The organism is Ensifer sp. Root1252 (assembly GCF_001425885.1).
GTDB lineage: Bacteria > Pseudomonadota > Alphaproteobacteria > Rhizobiales > Rhizobiaceae > Ensifer > Ensifer canadensis.
In genome coordinates, this window is the sequence record NZ_LMDT01000057.1 from 71030 (window position 1) to 87819 (window position 16790).

Consider the following 16790-nt stretch of genomic DNA (forward strand, 5'->3'; position numbering starts at 1 on the left):
TCGGCATTGATGGCCCGGACATGGAGGCTACTCCGCAGCCTCCAGCTTGCCGGCGATCCGGCGTGACTGCCGCGCCTGCTCGTCATAATCCTGCTGCCAGTCCGACGGCCCGTTGGACGGCATCACCTGAACCGCCGTCACCTTGTATTCCGGGCAATTGGTCGCCCAGTCGGAGAAGTCGGTGGTGATGACGTTTGCCTGCGTCGTCGGGTGGTGGAAGGTGGTGTAGACGACACCGGGTGCCACCCGATCGGTGATCTGCGAGCGCAAGGTCGTCTCGCCGGCGCGGCTGGCAAGCCTGATCCAGTCGCCATCGCGGATGCCCCGTTGCTCGGCGTCGTGCGGGTGGATTTCCAGCCGGTCCTCCGCATGCCAGACGACATTGTCGGTGCGCCGCGTCTGGGCGCCGACATTATACTGGCTGAGAATGCGGCCGGTGGTCAGAAGCAGCGGGAAGCGCGGACCGGTGCGCTCGTCCGTCGCGACATATTCGGTGCGGATGAATTTGCCCTTGCCGCGTACGAAGCCGTCGACATGCATGATCGGCGAGCCCTCCGGGTGTTTCTCATTGCAGGGCCACTGCACGGAACCCATCCTGTCCAGATAGTCGTAGGAGACGAGCGCAAAGCTCGGCGTCGTCGCGGCGATCTCGTCCATGATTTCGGAGGGGTGGCGATAGCTCCAGTTGAGACCCATGGCCTGCGCCAGCTTCTGCGTCACTTCCCAGTCGGCATAGCCGTTCTTCGGCGTCATCACCTTGCGCACGCGGTTGATGCGGCGCTCGGCATTGGTGAAGGTGCCGTCCTTCTCGAGGAAGGTCGAGCCCGGCAGGAACACCTGAGCGTAGTTGGCCGTCTCGTTGAGGAAGAGGTCGTGCACGACGACGCACTCCATCGCCGCAAGGCCGGCGGCCACATGCTTGGTATCCGGGTCGGACTGCAGGATGTCCTCGCCCTGGATGTAGATGCCCTTGAAGGTGCCGTCGACCGCGGCGTCGAGCATGTTCGGGATGCGCAGACCCGGCTCGTTGGAAATCTCGACACCCCAGAGCTTCTCGAAGGTCTCGCGCGTTGCATCGTCGGAGACGTGGCGGTAACCCGGCAGCTCGTGCGGGAACGAGCCCATGTCGCAGGAGCCCTGTACATTGTTCTGGCCGCGCAGCGGGTTAACGCCGACGCCCGGCCGGCCGATATTGCCGGTGACCATCGCGAGGTTGGCGATCGCCATGACGGTGGTCGAGCCCTGGCTGTGTTCGGTGACGCCGAGGCCGTAATAGATCGCGCCGTTGCCGCCGGTGGCATAGAGCCGTGCCGCCCCACGCACCAGTTCGGCAGGGACGCCGGTATAGGCCTCGGTCGCTTCCGGGCTGTGATAGGGCTCAGCGACGAAGGCTGCCCAGTCCTCATATTCCGACCAGTCGCAGCGTTCGCGGATGAAGGCCTCGTTGGCGAGGCCCTCCGTAACGATGACATGCGCCAGCGACGTCAGAATGGCAACGTTGGTGCCGGGCTGCAGAGGCAGGTGATAGGATGCTTCGATATGCGGCGAGCGCACGATATCGGTGCGGCGCGGATCGATGACGATCAGCTTTGCGCCCTCACGCAAACGCTTCTTCAGCCGCGAAGCAAAGACTGGATGGCCGTCCGTCGGGTTGGCGCCGATGATCACCGCAACGTCGGTGAACTCGACCGAATCGAAGTTCTGCGTGCCGGCCGAGGTGCCGAAGGCCTGGCCGAGGCCGTAGCCGGTCGGCGAGTGGCAGACGCGGGCGCAGGTGTCGACATTGTTGTTGCCGAAACCGGCGCGCACCAGCTTCTGCACCAGATAGGTCTCTTCGTTGGTGCAGCGCGACGAGGTGATGCCGCCGACCGAATCGCGGCCATACTGATACTGGATGCGCCGGAACTCCGCGGCCACATGCGCATAGGCCTGCTCCCAGGTCACTTCGCGCCAGGGATCGGAGATCTTTTCGCGGATCATCGGGTTGAGGATGCGATCCCCATGGTTCGAGTAGCCATAGGCAAACCGGCCCTTGACGCAGGAATGGCCGCGGTTCGCCTGGCCGTCCTTCCACGGCACCATGCGCACCAGTTCCTCGCCGCGCATCTCCGCCTTGAACGAGCAGCCGACGCCGCAATAGGCGCAGGTGGTGACGACGGAATGCTCCGGCTGGCCGATCTCAATCACCGACTTTTCCGTCAGCGTCGCCGTCGGGCAGGCCTGGACGCAGGCGCCGCAGGAGACGCATTCCGACGACATGAAGTCTTCGGCCATGCCTGCGGAAACGCGGCTGTCGAAACCACGGCCGCCGATCGTCAGCGCGAACGTGCCCTGCACTTCCTCGCAGGCGCGCACGCAGCGCGAGCAGACGATGCATTTCGCCGGATCAAAGGTGAAGTAGGGGTTGGATTCGTCCTTCGGCTGCCATTTGGCGTTGATGCCGCCGTTGTTGCGCGCCTTGACGTGATTGTCACCCTCATAGCCGTAGCGAACATCGCGAAGGCCGACTGCGCCGGCCATGTCCTGCAGCTCGCAGTCGCCATTGGCGGCACAGGTCAGACAGTCGAGCGGATGGTCGGAAATATAGAGTTCCATCACCCCGCGGCGAACGTCCTTCAGCCGCGGCGTCTGGGTCGACACTTCGAGCCCCGGCGCCACTGGCGTGGTGCAGGAGGCGGGCATGCCGGCCCGGCCCTTGATCTCGACGAGACAGAGCCGGCACGACCCGAAGGCGTCCATCATGTCGGAGGCGCAGAGCTTCGGCACCTCGATGCCGGCATCCATCGCCGCCCGCATGATCGACGTGCCCTCGGGCACCGTCACCTCACGGCCGTCGATAGTCAGCGTCACCATGGTTTCGGAGCGGGAGGCCGGCGTTCCATAGTCGATTTCATGAATGAGAGACATGGTCTTCCTCCTCACTCCGCCGCTTCGACAAGCGGAGCCGGTTTAAAATCATCCGGAAAATGCGTCATGGCGCTGACGACGGGATAGGGCGTGAACCCGCCGAGCGCGCAGAGCGAGCCGAACTTCATGGTGTTGCAGAGATCGGAGAGCAATTCGCGGTTCTTCTCCGGCTCGATGCCGGCGGCGATCTTGTCGGCCACCTCGACGCCGCGGGTCGAGCCGATGCGACAGGGCGTGCACTTCCCGCAGCTCTCGATGGCGCAGAATTCCATGGCGAAACGCGCCTGTTTCAGCATGTCGGCGGTATCGTCGAAGACGACGATGCCGGCATGGCCGATCAAACCGTCCCTTGCGGCAAAGGCTTCATAGTCGAACGGCGTGTCGAACAGCGCGCGCGGGAAATAGGCGCCGAGCGGGCCGCCCACCTGCACCGCCTTGACCGGACGGCCGCTCGCCGTGCCGCCGCCGATATGATCGATGATCTCGCCGAGCGCCAGGCCGAAGGCGGTTTCGAATAGGCCGGGATGCTTGACGTTGCCAGCGATCTGGATCGGGATCGTGCCGCGCGAACGGCCCATGCCGAAGTCGCGGTAGAAGACAGCACCCTTGTCCATGATGACAGGAACGGAGGCGAGCGAGATGACGTTGTTGATGACGGTCGGACAGTCGAACAGGCCCTTGTGTGCCGGCAACGGCGGCTTGGCGCGCACGATGCCGCGCTTGCCCTCGAGGCTGTTCAGGAGCGCCGTTTCCTCGCCGCAGACATAGGCGCCGGCGCCGGTGCGCACCTCCATGTCGAACGCCCGGCCGGAGCCGAGCACCGATGGCCCGAGCACGCCAGCGGCACGCGCGATCTCGATCGCCTTAGCCATCGTCGCGATCGCATGCGGATATTCGGACCTCGTGTAGATGAAGCCCTTGGTCGCACCGGTCGCGAGCCCTGATATCGCCATGCCTTCGATCAGCACGAAGGGATCGCCCTCCATGATCATCCGGTCGGCAAAGGTGCCGCTGTCGCCCTCGTCGGCGTTGCAGACGATGTATTTGCGTGCGCCAGCGGCTTCGAGCACGGTCTTCCACTTGATCCCGGTCGGAAAGCCGGCGCCGCCGCGACCGCGAAGACCACTGTCGGTCACCTGGGCAACGATTGCCATCGGCTCCATGGCGATGGCGTTCTCAAGTCCGCGAAGACCGCCATGCGAGCGGTAATCGTCGAGCGACAGCGGATCGATGACGCCACAGCGCGCAAACGTCAGCCGTGTCTGCTGCTTCAGGAACGGAATATCCTCGGTCTTCCCGAGACAGAGCGCGTGATCGCCGCCGGCAACAAGCCCGGCATCAAGCAGAGAGACAACATCACGGGCCTTCACCGGCCCATAGGCGACGCGCCCCTCCGAGGTTTCCACCTCGACCAGCGGCTCCAGCCAGTGCAGTCCGCGCGAACCGTTGCGCACAATGGCAACGTCGAGGCCGCGCGCGGCGACCGCGTCCTCCATCGCCTTTGCAACCTTGTCGGCGCCCAGCGCCAATGCTGCGGCATCACGGGGAATGTAGATCTTTGTTGTCATCGGCGCGCCTCCGCGACGAGAGCTTCGAGATCGTCGGCATCGACCCGGGCATGCACCTCTCCGTCGAGCATCGCGGAGGGTGCGCAGGAACAGAGCCCGAGACAGTAGACCGGCTCGAGCGTCACCGCGCCGTCGGGTGTCGTCTCGTGGAAGTCGATGCCGAGCAGGTGCTTGGCGCGTTCCGCAAGCGCATCGCCGCCCATCGACTGGCAGGCTTCGGCGCGACAGAGCTTCAACACATGACGACCGGCCGGGTGCTCGCGAAAATCGTGATAGAAGGAAAAGACGCCGTAGACTTCGGCGCGCGACAGGTTGAGCTCCCGCGCGATGACAGGCAGACAGTCCTGCGGCACATATCCGAACTCGTGCTGGATCTCATGCAGGATCGGCAGCAGCGGCCCTTCGAGCCCCTTCAGTTCCTCGACGATCGCAAGCGTGCGTCCGGGCACATCGCCACGCGGCTGGTGAATATTCACTCAGGAGCCCTCCCGGCTCGCGGCTGCAGCGCCCCTTGTACGGACCTCGCCCAGCTCGAATTGGCATCTTCTGGGAAGGCCGTTTCCTCCACGCCCTTGCCCAAGAGTGAAAAGCTTCGCCCTTCTGGCCGGAAGGGTCAATAAGGCTGTTTCGTTGATTGATAGAAAAAATCTATTGAACCTGATTTCGTTCGCCGAGAATGCGCGCTTCGTGCAAAAGCGCCGATACCAGCGGCGTGAATGGTTCACGATGGGTCGCAACCAGGCCAACGGTGTGGCGGGCATCCGGTTCGACGATCGGAATCATCTTGATATCATCGTGAAAGCCGAATGATTTCGCGACGTTAAACGGCATGATGCTCGCCCAGCGACCGGTGCGCACATGGGAGAAAAGCACGATCATCGAGTTTGATTCGAGCGTCGGCTCAGCGACGACGCCGGCCTCGGAAAGATGCTGGTTGACGATGCGGCGGTTCTGCATATCGGCGGTCAATAGACAAAGCCGAACGTTGCTAACCTCCTTCCACGTCACGGTTTCGCGATCGGAAAGCGGCGTTCCGGTGGCCGTCACGAGGTGATATCGCTCGATCTGCAGCGGAACGCTGGTCACGCGCCCGAGCGGCTCGTTCTCCAGATAGGTCAGTCCGGCATCGATCTCGAGGTTTTCGAGCAGCGCCAGGATCTGCAACGAGGTGGTCGACAGCACCGAGAACGTCACATCCGGATGCTTCTCCTGAAACGGCGCGGTGATCATCGGCACCATGGCAAGCGTCGTCGGGATCGCCGCCAGCCTGATATGCCCGGAGAGCCCCTTGCGCGCCGCGCGCATTTCCTCGCGCATCGTGCGGGCATCGCCGACGATGCGCCGCGCCCATTCCAGCACCCGCTGCCCCTCCGGGGTCAGCCCCTGAAAACGCGAACCGCGGCTGACGAGCATGACGCCGAGCTGTTCTTCCAGCTGGCGGATTGCCGCCGACAACGTCGGTTGCGTCACGCCGCATTCAAGCGCCGCCCGGCCGAAGTGCCTTTCGCGAGCGAGCACCAGGAACATTTCCAGCTTGTCGATCATCACACGTGTCTCAAGCGATCAACTGGCCGCCGTTGACCTCCAGCACTTGGCCCGTGATGTAGCCGGCAAGCGCATGGGAGGCGAGGAAGAGATAGGCCGGCGCGCAGTCTTCGGCGGTTCCGAGCCTGCCGATCGGGATTGTCTTGCGCGTTGCCTCCAGTTTCTCCGGCGACGAGTAACGCTCGTGAAACTCTGTCGTGATGGTGCCGGGCGAAACGCAATTGACCCTTATGCCTTCCGGGGCCAGTTCGCGCGCCAGCGCCTTGGAATAGGTGGAGACGAACGCCTTGGTTGCCGAATAGATCGAGGAGCCGGCGCTGCCGCCGGTCAGCGCCGAAATCGACACGGTGTTGACGATCGCCGGATGCGTGCCTTTGCGAAGAAGCGGCAACATGGCGCGTGTCATCTCGACCACCGAGGTCTGGTTGAGCTGAACGACGGTGCGATACTGTTCGTCCGTCAGTTCCGCCGCCGGAAAGCGGCCAACCATCGTGCCGGCATTGTTGACAAGGATATCGACGCTGTCGAATCGGCTGCGGATCGCCTCCGCCAAAGCCTCGACGCCGCCATCCGCCAGGAAGTCGGCTGCAGCCACATGCGCCCGGCCCTCGGTCGCTGCCGTCTCCAGAAAATCCGGCAGTTCCCCGACCGATCGCCCGGCATGCACGAAGACACGCGCGCCGCAATCGAGGAACTGGCGCGCCACCTCAAGGCCGATGCCGCGTCCGCCACCGGTCACCACCACATTCATGCCCTTGAACAAGGCCGGATGAAACATGTCTTTTCCCTCTTCCCGTCATTGCCAAAGTCGCCTATCGCCGAGGCGATTGCAACGCGCGCAATCGACATAGCCGACGACGAAAGCAGATTCGCGACAAACGCCGATTTCTGAAATTGCACAGCTTTCGTTTTTGCTTATTATGAAAAAAAACGAAAACGGGAGGTTTCGGAATGTATCTGACGGGGCGGCAGGCGGAAATCCTGGAACTGGCGAAGAACGAAGGACGCGTGCTCGTCGAGGAGCTGGCGCAGCGCTTTTCGGTGACGCCGCAAACCATCCGCAAGGACCTGAACGACCTCTGCGACGCCAAGATCCTGAACCGGATTCACGGCGGCGCGATCTGCCCGAGCGGCAAGGAAAACGTCAAATACGATGCCCGCCGCCAGATCGCCGCACCGGAGAAGCAGGCGATCGGCAGGGCGGCCGCCGCCCTCATCCCCGACAACGCCTCGCTGTTCATCAACATCGGCACGACGACGGAAGCGGTCGGCGAAGCACTTCTCGACCACAAGGAATTGATGGTCATCACCAACAATATCAACGTCGCCAACCACTTGCGCGTCTTTCCCTCGATCGAGGTGGTTATCACCGGCGGCGTCGTTCGCGGCTCCGACGGCGGTATCGTCGGCGAGGCTGCGGTCGATTTCATCAAGCAGTTCAAGGTCGACTTCGCCGTCATCGGCGCCTCGGCCATCGACCATGACGGCGCGCTGCTCGATTTCGATTTTCGCGAAGTGAAAGTCGCCCAGGCGATCATCGCCAATGCCCGCCATGTCATCCTCGTTTCCGACTCGACAAAATTCGAAAGAACGGCCCCGGTCCGCATCGGCCATATCTCCCAGGTTCAGACCTTCATCACCGATCGCTGTCTCATTGATAACGTGCGGAAAATCTGCGCAGAGCAGGACGTTCGCCTGATCGAAACCGAGGCTTGAAGATCGTTTTTTAGACTGTCCTGAGATTCGAACAACATTCGTTTGACATTCGATATCTTTTCGCTTTAACTGATTTCGCTTTCGCGACTGCATCAATTTGTGCATTGCGAAACGTGGGAGGGGAAAAGCAGTGGCAGAGCAGGCAATCTTCGACGTCTTCATTATCGGCGGCGGCATCAACGGATGCGGCATTGCGCGTGATGCGGTCGGTCGGGGATACTCCGTCGCGCTCGCTGAAATGAACGACTTTGCCTCCGGCACGTCGTCCGGCTCGACCAAGCTCATCCACGGCGGCCTGCGCTATCTCGAACATTATGAGTTCCGCCTGGTGCGCGAGGCGCTGATGGAGCGCGAAGTGCTCTGGGCAATGGCACCGCACGTCATCTGGCCGATGCGCTTCGTCCTTCCCTATCATAAGGGCGGCCCGCGCCCGGCCTGGCTCATCCGCCTCGGCCTGTTTCTTTACGACCATATTGGCGGCCGCAAGCTGCTGCCGGCAACGGCCACGCTCGACATGACGCGCGATCCGGCCGGAAAGCCGCTGAAGCGGCTCTTTACCAAGGCTTTCGAATATTCCGACGGTTGGGTCAACGATGCCCGACTGGTCGTGCTCAATGCCCGCGATGCCGCCGACCGCGGCGCCCGGATCATGGCGCGCACCCGGGTGATCTCGGCAAAGCGCGACAACGGCAACTGGGTGGTCGACACGGAAAATGCCGCGACCGGCGAACGTCGGCAGATCCGAGCGCGCATGCTGGTCAATGCCGCAGGCCCTTGGGTCGATGCGGTACTATCAGGCGCGCTCGGCAAGAACGACGTTCACAATGTGCGCCTGGTCCAGGGCAGCCACATCGTCGTCCGCAAGAAGTTCAACGACCCCCGCGCCTATTTCTTCCAGAATCCGGATGGCCGGATCATGTTCGCCATCCCCTATGAGGACGATTTCACGCTGATCGGCACCACCGATCGCGACTATACCGGCAACCCGGCCGACGTCCGCATCAGCGACGCCGAGGTCGACTACCTCTGCAAGGCCGCGAGCGAGTATTTCCTCGAGCCGATAGAAAAGGACGACATCGTCTGGACCTATTCCGCCGTTCGCCCGCTGTTCGACGACGGCGCCAGCAAGGCGCAGGAAGCAACCCGCGACTACGTTCTTCGCGTCGAAGGCGACAGGGCCGCGGCCCCGCTCCTCAACGTTTTCGGCGGCAAGCTGACGACCTATCGCCGCCTGAGCGAATCCGCGCTCGAGAAGATCGGCGATGCCATCGGCGTCAAGGGTGCCAAGTGGACCGCCGGCTCAAGCCTGCCGGGCGGGGACTTCCCGGCCAAGGGCTACGCCGACGAAGTCGCAAAACTTCACAAGAAGTATCCCTTCCTTGCCGCCGGCCATGTGCGTCGGCTGGTACGCCTCTACGGCACGCGCGCGTCCGCGCTCATTGGAGCGGCAGCGAATGAAGCAGCCCTTGGCCATCATTTCGGCGCCGACCTCTATGAGGCGGAAGTGAAGTGGCTGATCGAGCAGGAATGGGCCCGGCACGCCGAGGACGTGCTGTGGCGGCGCACCAAACTGGGATTGAAGCTGACGTCCGGCGAGGCGACGGCGCTGGAGGAATACATGCGGGGCGCGGCGCACGCCGCCGCCTGAGGGCCCCGCATTCAAGACTGCCGATGGCTGGGTGGAACACCGGAGAATTCAATGCTTGAAATGAAGAAGATATCCAAGGTCGTGGGTGGGGAGACGCATATCCTCCCGACCGATCTTGTGCTGGAAAGGGGGTCGCTCAATGTGCTGCTCGGCCCGACCCTTTCCGGCAAGACGTCGCTGATGCGGCTGATGGCCGGCCTCGACAAGCCTGCCTCCGGCTCGCTGATCTTCGACGGCACCGACGTCACCGGCCTGCCGGTGCAGAAGCGCTCCGTAGCGATGGTCTACCAGCAGTTCATCAACTACCCGTCGATGACCGTCTATGACAACATCGCCTCGCCGATGCGCATCAAGGGTTCGGACGCAGCCACGATCGACCGCGAAGTGCGCAAGGCCGCCGAACTGCTCAAGCTCACGCCCTATCTCGACCGGACGCCGCTCAGCCTTTCCGGCGGCCAGCAGCAGCGGACGGCGCTGGCGCGCGCCATCGTCAAGAATGCCGATCTCGTGCTGCTCGACGAACCGCTCGCCAACCTCGACTACAAGCTGCGCGAAGAACTGCGCGAGGAACTGCCGAAGCTCTTCGCAGCCTCCGGCGCGATCTTCGTCTATGCGACCACCGAACCTTCCGAAGCTCTGCTTCTCGGCGGCAACACCGCTACGCTTAGCCAGGGCCGGATCACCCAGTTCGGCAAGACCATCGACGTCTTCCGTCGCCCGGTGGACCTGGTGACGGCACGCACCTTCGCCGATCCGCCGCTGAACACGATCGAGCTCATCAAATCAGGCTCGATCTTCACCTTTGACGGCAAACACGTGCTGTCGGTTCCCGCCCATCTGTCGGCGTTGCCGGACGGCCCCTGCACGGTCGCCTTCCAGCCGCACCATCTGTCGTTCGACCGTCCCTTCGACGGCGCGACGCCGCTGACGGTAAAGACGGCAATCTCGGAAATCGCAGGTTCCGAAAGCTTCATCCACGTCGGATTTTCCGGCGCGCGCTGGGTCATGCTGGCGCCGGGCATTCACGACATCGAACCGGACGCAACCCTCGAGGTTTTCGTCGATATCCGCCACCTGATGGTCTTCGGGCCGGATGGGCGCGCGATCGGCGGAACCGCCTGAGGAGGCGCTGGGAGGAAACGAAAATGGCACGCATCGATCTCGAACATATCCGCCACGCCTATGGCGCCAAGCCGAAGTCGGAAAACGACTACGCGCTCAAGGAAGTGCACCACAAATGGAACGATGGCGGCGCCTACGCGCTGCTCGGTCCGTCCGGTTGCGGCAAGACCACGCTGCTCAACATCATCTCGGGCCTGATCAATCCGTCCGAGGGACGCATCCTCTTCGACGGCAAGGACGTGACGCACCTGTCCACGCAGGACCGCAACATCGCCCAGGTGTTCCAGTTCCCGGTCATCTACGACACGATGACCGTCTACGACAATCTCGCCTTTCCCCTGCGCAACCGGCATGTGCCGGAGACCGAGGTCGATCGCCGCGTCAAGGAGATCATCGAGATGATCGGCCTTGGCGGCTGGGCGGGCAAAAAGGCGCAAGGGCTGACGGCCGACCAGAAGCAGAAGATCTCGCTTGGCCGCGGCCTGGTGCGCTCCGACGTCAGCGCCATCCTGTTCGACGAGCCGCTGACCGTCATCGACCCGGAAATGAAATGGGTGCTGCGCTCGCAGATCAAGCGCCTGCACAAGCAGTTCGGCTTCACCATGGTCTATGTCACCCACGACCAGACCGAGGCGCTCACCTTCGCCGACAAGGTCGTCGTCATGTATGACGGCCAGATCGTGCAGATCGGCACGCCGGCCGAGCTTTTCGAGCGGCCGCGCCATACCTTCGTCGGCTACTTCATCGGTTCGCCGGGCATGAACGTGCTGCCGGCCAGGATCGACGGCAGCACCGCGACGATCGGCAGCGAGACCATCGCTCTCAACTTCCGGCCCGAGATCAAGGCCGGCGCCAAGACCGAACTCGGCATTCGCCCGGAATTCGTGTCGATCGGTCGCGAGGGCATGCCGGTTGCGATCACCAAGGTCGAGGATATCGGCCGCCACAAGATCGTGCGCGCCCGCTTCGCCGACCAGCCGATCTCGATCATCCTCGACGAGGACGGCGCCATTCCGGCCGAGCCGCGCATCGCCTTCGACCAGAAGGCCATCAACATCTACGCCGATTCCTGGCGCGTCGGCGGGGAGGCCTGATCATGGAAAAGACCTGGAACAACAAAGCCTGGTTCATGGTTCTGCCGGTGCTGGTGCTCGTCGCCTTCTCGGCGGTGATCCCGCTGATGACCGTGGTCAACTACTCGGTTCAGGACACCTTCGGCAACAACGAGTTCTTCTGGGCCGGCACCGACTGGTATGTCGACGTGCTGACCTCAGACCGGTTCTGGGACGCGCTCACCCGCAACCTGATCTTCTCGGCGATCATCCTCGCCATCGAAATTCCGCTCGGCATCATCATTGCGCTCAACATGCCCAAGAAGGGCCTCGGCGTTCCGGTCTGCCTCGTCCTGATGGCACTGCCGCTTTTGATCCCGTGGAACGTCGTCGGCACCATCTGGCAGGTCTTCGGCCGCGTCGACATCGGCCTGCTCGGCCACACGCTGGAAGCGTTGGGCATCAACTACAACTATGTACAAAACCCCATGGACGCCTGGGTGACGCTGATCGTCATGGACGTCTGGCACTGGACGAGCCTCGTCGTACTTCTGTGCTATGCCGGTCTCGTCTCGATCCCCGACGCCTACTACCAGGCCGCCAAGATCGACGGCGCATCGCGCTGGTCCGTCTTCCGCTACATCCAGTTGCCGAAGATGAAGCGCGTGCTCCTGATCGCCTTCCTGCTGCGTTTCATGGACTCATTCATGATCTATACCGAGCCCTTCGTCGTCACCGGCGGCGGCCCCGGCAACTCGACCACCTTCCTGTCGATCGACCTCGTCAAGATGGCCATCGGCCAGTTCGACCTCGGTCCGGCGGCAGCCCTGTCGATCATCTACTTCCTCATCGTCCTGCTGCTCTCGTGGATCTTCTACACCGTGATGACCACAAGCGACGCGCAGAGCTGAGCCGGAAGGGAGGAAAAACCATGACCGCTACAACACAACCCCTGTCGCAACGCCTCTCCTGGCTGATCCCGACGGTCTATATCCTGTTTCTGCTGCTGCCGATCTACTGGCTCGTCAACATGAGCTTCAAGGAGACGAGCGAGATCCTCAGCACGTTTTCGCTGTGGCCGCAGAACCCGACCCTGCGGAACTATACGGTGATCTTCACCGATCCGTCCTGGTACAAGGGCTATATCAACTCGATCATCTATGTCGTCATGAACACGGTGATCTCGGTGGCAGCCGCCCTGCCTGCAGCCTACGCCTTCTCTCGTTATCGCTTCCTTGGCGACAAGCACCTGTTCTTCTGGCTCTTGACAAACCGCATGGCGCCGCCGGCCGTTTTCGCCCTGCCGTTCTTCCAGCTCTATTCGGCCTTCGGCCTGATCGATACGCACATTGCCGTGGCGCTTGCCCACTGCCTGTTCAACGTGCCGCTGGCGGTCTGGATCCTGGAAGGCTTCATGTCGGGCGTGCCGAAGGAGATCGACGAAACCGCCTATATCGACGGCTATTCGTTCCCGCGCTTCTTCGTGAAGATCTTCACGCCGCTGATTGCCTCCGGCATCGGTGTCGCGGCCTTCTTCTGCTTCATGTTCTCCTGGGTCGAGCTGCTGCTGGCCCGCACGCTGACGACAACCGCGGCAAAGCCGATCGCCGCCATCATGACCCGGACCGTGTCCGCCTCCGGCCTCGACTGGGGCGTTCTGGCCGCGGCCGGCGTGCTGACCATCATCCCCGGCGCGCTCGTCATCTATTTCGTGCGCAACTACATCGCCAAGGGCTTTGCCCTGGGCCGCGTCTAAAGGAGCTTCGTGATGAATTTCTCATGGATGGCATGGACGCTGCCGACGGCGTTGTTCTTCATCACCATCGCGCTGCTGCTCATCGGCATGGGCGTGTGGGAATATGTCTCGCCGGGCGGCAACCCGCGCGTCGGCATCCTGCGCTTCGAAACGACCCGAGGTGACCGGCTCTTCGTCTCGCTGCTCGGCAGCGCCTTCATTCACCTCGCATGGCTCGGCTTCGGCGGCGGACAGGACCTCTGGTGGGCGCTGGCGCTCTCCGTCGTCTATGCCGTCGGCGTCTTTCGCTACGTCTGAGGCGATCGAAATGGCAGGTCCGGGAGGGCCTTCCGACACTGCAATGAACGCAATCGCAAAACCCAAAGGGAGGAAATTATGCGACGGCACCTTTTCACGACGACAGCGGCAGTGCTGCTGGCTCTTACCGGCACGGCATTCGCCGGCATGGACGAGGCAAAACAGTTCCTCGACAAGGAAGTCGGCGATCTCTCCACGCTCGACCGCGCCGGCCAGGAAGCGGAAATGCAATGGTTCATCGATGCCGCCAAGCCGTTTGCCGGCATGGACATCAAGGTCGTTTCCGAAACGCTGACCACGCATGAATACGAATCCAAGGTGCTGGCTTCCGCCTTCACCGCGATCACCGGCATCAAGATCACCCACGACCTGATCGGTGAAGGCGACGTCGTCGAAAAGCTGCAGACGCAGATGCAGTCCGGCGAGAACATCTACGACGCCTATGTCAACGACAGCGACCTGATCGGCACCCATTGGCGCTACCAGCAGGTGCGCAACCTCACCGACTGGATGGCCAACGAAGGCAAGGACGTCACCAATCCCGGCCTCGACATCGCCGACTTCATCGGCACGTCGTTCACCACCGCTCCGGACAAGAAGCTCTACCAGCTTCCCGACCAGCAGTTCGCCAACCTCTACTGGTTCCGCTACGACTGGTTCAACGACGAGAAGAACAAGGCGGACTTCAAGGCGAAGTACGGCTACGACCTCGGCGTTCCCGTCAACTGGTCTGCCTATGAGGACATCGCCGAATTCTTCACCGGCCGTGAGATCGACGGCAAGAAAGTCTATGGCCACATGGACTACGGCAAGAAGGACCCGTCGCTCGGCTGGCGCTTCACCGACGCGTGGCTGTCGATGGCCGGCAACGGCGACAAGGGCATCCCGAACGGCCTGCCGGTCGACGAATGGGGCATCAAAGTCAACGAGAAATCCCAGCCGGTCGGCTCGTGCGTCGCCCGTGGCGGCGACACCAACGGCCCGGCCGCGGTCTACTCGATCGCCAAATACCTCGATTGGCTGAAGGCCTATGCGCCGCCGGAAGCCCAGGGCATGACCTTCTCCGAATCGGGCCCGGTCCCCGCCCAGGGTGCCGTCGCTCAGCAGATCTTCTGGTACACGGCGTTCACCGCCGATGCCGTCAAGAAGGGCCTGCCTGTTGTCAACGAGGATGGCACGCCGAAGTGGCGCATGGCCCCCTCGCCGCATGGCGTCTACTGGAAGGACGGCATGAAGCTCGGCTACCAGGACGTGGGTTCCTGGACGCTGATGAAGTCGACCCCGGAAGACCGCGCCAAGGCCGCATGGCTCTATGCGCAGTTCGTGACGTCGAAGACCGTGGACGTGAAGAAGAGCCATGTCGGCCTGACGCTCACCCGCGAATCCTCGATCCAGCACGAGAGCTTCACCAAACGTGCGCCGGAACTCGGCGGTCTGATCGAGTTCTATCGTTCGCCGGCCCGCGTGCAGTGGTCGCCGACGGGCACCAACGTTCCTGATTATCCGAAGCTGGCTCAGCTCTGGTGGCAGGCCATCGGTGACGCCTCCTCTGGCGCCAAGACACCGCAGGAAGCGATGGACTCGCTGTGCGCCGAGCAGGAGAAGGTGCTTCAGCGCCTCGAACGCGCCGGTATCCAGGGCGAGATCGGTCCGAAGCTCGCCGAGGAACACGACCTCGAATACTGGAACGCTGAAGCCGTCAAGGCCGGCAACCTCGCTCCGCAGCTGAAGATCGAGAACGAAAAAGAAAAGCCGATGACCGTCAATTACGACGAACTGGTCAAAAGCTGGCAGCAGTAACAAGCCCAAGACGACGGCCGCCCGTGCAAACGGGCGGCCGAAGATCAGGAGATGCGGCACCGGGGTCGGCAACGGCCCCGGTTTTTTCATGCCTGTCAGCCGGAGCGGGACGGAAATCCATGCCGGCTAGCCCATGCCACGGCCGGGGCCTGCAGCAGGATCGCCAGCAGGACCGCTGGAAAGATCGCTGCGCCGACACTGTCGAGCAGCACGCCGCCGGCCAAGCCGCCGCCGGCCATCGCCGCGTTCCAGGCCGTGACGATCATCGACTGCGCCGCATCCGCTTCCGTCCCGGCCGCCTTTGCGGAGGCGGTCTGAAACAGCGTCGCTGCACCGCCGAAGGCGAGACCCCAGGCGACAACGCCGATATAGATCGCGGCCGACTGCTCGCCCCAGACGGCAAGCAGCAGTGACGCTGCCGCAAAGAGCATCATGCTCGCCAGCACCAGCAAACGCAGATGCCTATCGACAAGGGCGCCGATGATCGGAATGACAACGAGCGAGGCGATGCCAAAGACAAGAAGTACCGTGTCAGCCCGCGCATCAAGCCCTGACGGTTCCAGGAACGGCACGATGTAGGTGTAGAGGATGTTATGGGCGAAAACGACGGCAAACATCACGAACAGAATGGGTCGGATCCCGGGCAGCCGGAACACCGACGAAAGCGCCAGGCGTCGTTCGGCGCGCTGCCCCGGAGAGTTGGGAAGCGACCATAAAACCCAGCCGACGAGCAGGGCCGCCATGATGCTCAGGAGGCCGAAGGTCAGGCGCCAGCCGGCCATAGCGCCAAGCAGGGTGCCGGCGGGAATGCCTATCGAAAGCGCCACCGGAGCACCGAGCATGGCAACGGTGATCGCCCGCCCCTGCTGCTGCGGCGGTACCATGCGGCTGGCGTAGCCGGCGGCCAGTGCCCACAACAGCCCGGCAAAGACGCCGGCAAGGAAACGCGCCGCCATCGTCACGACATAGTCGGTCGAGAGCGCTGTGACCGTGTTGACGACGGCAAATCCCGAGATCGCCGTGATCAGCAGCGGCCGCCGACGCCAGGTCTTCGTCAGCGCCACGAGCGGGATGGCCGCGACCAGCGAGCCGATCGCATAGATCGTCACCATCTGCCCGGCCAGGGACTGAGAGACGTCGAGATCGGCGCTGATCTGCAGCAACAGGCCGGCCGGCGACGCCTCCGTGAGGATGGTGATGAAGCCGGCGGTCGCAAGCGCAAGCAGCGCCGCAAGCGGCAGCCCGGCCCCGGCGACAACGACGGGCGTGGATGCTGCTTCCTGCGGAGCCGGAAGCGCGCAGTCGGTGGATTGCATGGATAGTGTCTTTCAGGATGATCGCCAGTGACGTCTCTCTTGACGGCAATAGCGGAATGGAAG

General features: G+C 62.9%; 14 protein-coding genes. 8 read left to right on the forward strand and 6 right to left on the reverse strand.

Annotation, left to right across the window (positions count from 1 at the left end; all coding sequences use genetic code 11):
* Positions 1–27 precede the first annotated feature (27 nt).
* The 5 genes from fdhF to ASD02_RS33825 form a co-directional block, all read right to left on the reverse strand.
* On the reverse strand, positions 28–2907 hold the full coding sequence (fdhF, locus tag ASD02_RS33805) for a formate dehydrogenase subunit alpha (RefSeq protein ID WP_057221776.1): 2880 nt from the start codon (positions 2905–2907) through the stop codon (positions 28–30).
* An 11-nt stretch (positions 2908–2918) separates the two neighbouring features.
* Entirely contained in the window at positions 2919–4475 is a 1557-nt protein-coding gene (locus tag ASD02_RS33810) for an NADH-quinone oxidoreductase subunit NuoF (protein ID WP_057221777.1), read from the reverse strand.
* Positions 4472–4951: a formate dehydrogenase subunit gamma gene (locus ASD02_RS33815; protein ID WP_025425036.1), complete on the reverse strand. Its 480-nt coding sequence runs from the start codon at positions 4949–4951 to the stop codon at positions 4472–4474. Before ASD02_RS33815 ends, ASD02_RS33810 begins: the two co-directional genes overlap by 4 nt.
* A 172-nt stretch (positions 4952–5123) precedes the next feature.
* Complete coding sequence (locus ASD02_RS33820; protein ID WP_025425037.1) at positions 5124–6020, reverse strand: LysR family transcriptional regulator; 897 nt, start codon at positions 6018–6020, stop codon at positions 5124–5126.
* 10 nt (positions 6021–6030) lie between these two features.
* Positions 6031–6798 (reverse strand): SDR family oxidoreductase, encoded by a 768-nt coding sequence (locus tag ASD02_RS33825; protein WP_025425038.1) that lies wholly within the window; start codon positions 6796–6798, stop codon positions 6031–6033.
* A gap of 173 nt (positions 6799–6971) precedes the next feature.
* Between ASD02_RS33825 and ASD02_RS33830 the strand changes: the two genes are divergently transcribed.
* The 8 genes from ASD02_RS33830 to ASD02_RS33865 all read left to right on the forward strand — a co-directional run bounded on the left by ASD02_RS33830 (position 6972) and on the right by ASD02_RS33865 (position 15411).
* Positions 6972–7736: a DeoR/GlpR family DNA-binding transcription regulator gene (locus ASD02_RS33830; protein ID WP_057221778.1), complete on the forward strand. Its 765-nt coding sequence runs from the start codon at positions 6972–6974 to the stop codon at positions 7734–7736.
* A gap of 130 nt (positions 7737–7866) precedes the next feature.
* The gene (gene glpD / locus ASD02_RS33835; protein WP_025425040.1) at positions 7867–9384 is read left to right on the forward strand and encodes a glycerol-3-phosphate dehydrogenase; all 1518 of its coding nucleotides are present in this window, start codon (positions 7867–7869) and stop codon (positions 9382–9384) included.
* Positions 9385–9435: 51 nt separating this feature from the next.
* The gene (locus ASD02_RS33840) at positions 9436–10506 is read left to right on the forward strand and encodes an ABC transporter ATP-binding protein (protein WP_057221779.1); all 1071 of its coding nucleotides are present in this window, start codon (positions 9436–9438) and stop codon (positions 10504–10506) included.
* A 23-nt stretch (positions 10507–10529) separates the two neighbouring features.
* The gene (locus ASD02_RS33845) at positions 10530–11600 is read left to right on the forward strand and encodes an ABC transporter ATP-binding protein (RefSeq protein WP_025425042.1); all 1071 of its coding nucleotides are present in this window, start codon (positions 10530–10532) and stop codon (positions 11598–11600) included.
* Between the two features lie 2 nt (positions 11601–11602).
* Positions 11603–12469: a sugar ABC transporter permease gene (locus tag ASD02_RS33850; protein WP_025425043.1), complete on the forward strand. Its 867-nt coding sequence runs from the start codon at positions 11603–11605 to the stop codon at positions 12467–12469.
* Between the two features lie 20 nt (positions 12470–12489).
* Entirely contained in the window at positions 12490–13314 is an 825-nt protein-coding gene (locus ASD02_RS33855) for a carbohydrate ABC transporter permease (RefSeq protein ID WP_057210833.1), read from the forward strand.
* Between the two features lie 12 nt (positions 13315–13326).
* Complete coding sequence (locus ASD02_RS33860; protein WP_025425045.1) at positions 13327–13611, forward strand: DUF2160 domain-containing protein; 285 nt, start codon at positions 13327–13329, stop codon at positions 13609–13611.
* Between the two features lie 78 nt (positions 13612–13689).
* Positions 13690–15411 (forward strand): ABC transporter substrate-binding protein, encoded by a 1722-nt coding sequence (locus tag ASD02_RS33865; RefSeq protein ID WP_025425046.1) that lies wholly within the window; start codon positions 13690–13692, stop codon positions 15409–15411.
* A gap of 95 nt (positions 15412–15506) precedes the next feature.
* Here ASD02_RS33865 and ASD02_RS33870 read toward each other — a convergent pair whose 3' ends face one another.
* Positions 15507–16727: an MFS transporter gene (locus ASD02_RS33870; RefSeq protein ID WP_025425047.1), complete on the reverse strand. Its 1221-nt coding sequence runs from the start codon at positions 16725–16727 to the stop codon at positions 15507–15509.
* Positions 16728–16790: the final 63 nt, after the last annotated feature.

Coding starts and splice junctions, on each gene's coding strand:
- ASD02_RS33865 (WP_025425046.1), top strand. CDS start 13,690: ATGCGACGGCACCTTTTCACGACGACAGCGGCAGTGCTGCTGGCTCTT.
- ASD02_RS33830 (WP_057221778.1), top strand. CDS start 6,972: ATGTATCTGACGGGGCGGCAGGCGGAAATCCTGGAACTGGCGAAGAAC.
- ASD02_RS33820 (WP_025425037.1), bottom strand. CDS start 6,020: ATGATCGACAAGCTGGAAATGTTCCTGGTGCTCGCTCGCGAAAGGCAC.
- fdhF (WP_057221776.1), bottom strand. CDS start 2,907: ATGTCTCTCATTCATGAAATCGACTATGGAACGCCGGCCTCCCGCTCC.
- ASD02_RS33850 (WP_025425043.1), top strand. CDS start 11,603: ATGGAAAAGACCTGGAACAACAAAGCCTGGTTCATGGTTCTGCCGGTG.
- ASD02_RS33810 (WP_057221777.1), bottom strand. CDS start 4,475: ATGACAACAAAGATCTACATTCCCCGTGATGCCGCAGCATTGGCGCTG.
- ASD02_RS33845 (WP_025425042.1), top strand. CDS start 10,530: ATGGCACGCATCGATCTCGAACATATCCGCCACGCCTATGGCGCCAAG.
- ASD02_RS33825 (WP_025425038.1), bottom strand. CDS start 6,798: ATGTTTCATCCGGCCTTGTTCAAGGGCATGAATGTGGTGGTGACCGGT.
- ASD02_RS33870 (WP_025425047.1), bottom strand. CDS start 16,727: ATGCAATCCACCGACTGCGCGCTTCCGGCTCCGCAGGAAGCAGCATCC.
- ASD02_RS33860 (WP_025425045.1), top strand. CDS start 13,327: ATGAATTTCTCATGGATGGCATGGACGCTGCCGACGGCGTTGTTCTTC.
- ASD02_RS33840 (WP_057221779.1), top strand. CDS start 9,436: ATGCTTGAAATGAAGAAGATATCCAAGGTCGTGGGTGGGGAGACGCAT.
- ASD02_RS33855 (WP_057210833.1), top strand. CDS start 12,490: ATGACCGCTACAACACAACCCCTGTCGCAACGCCTCTCCTGGCTGATC.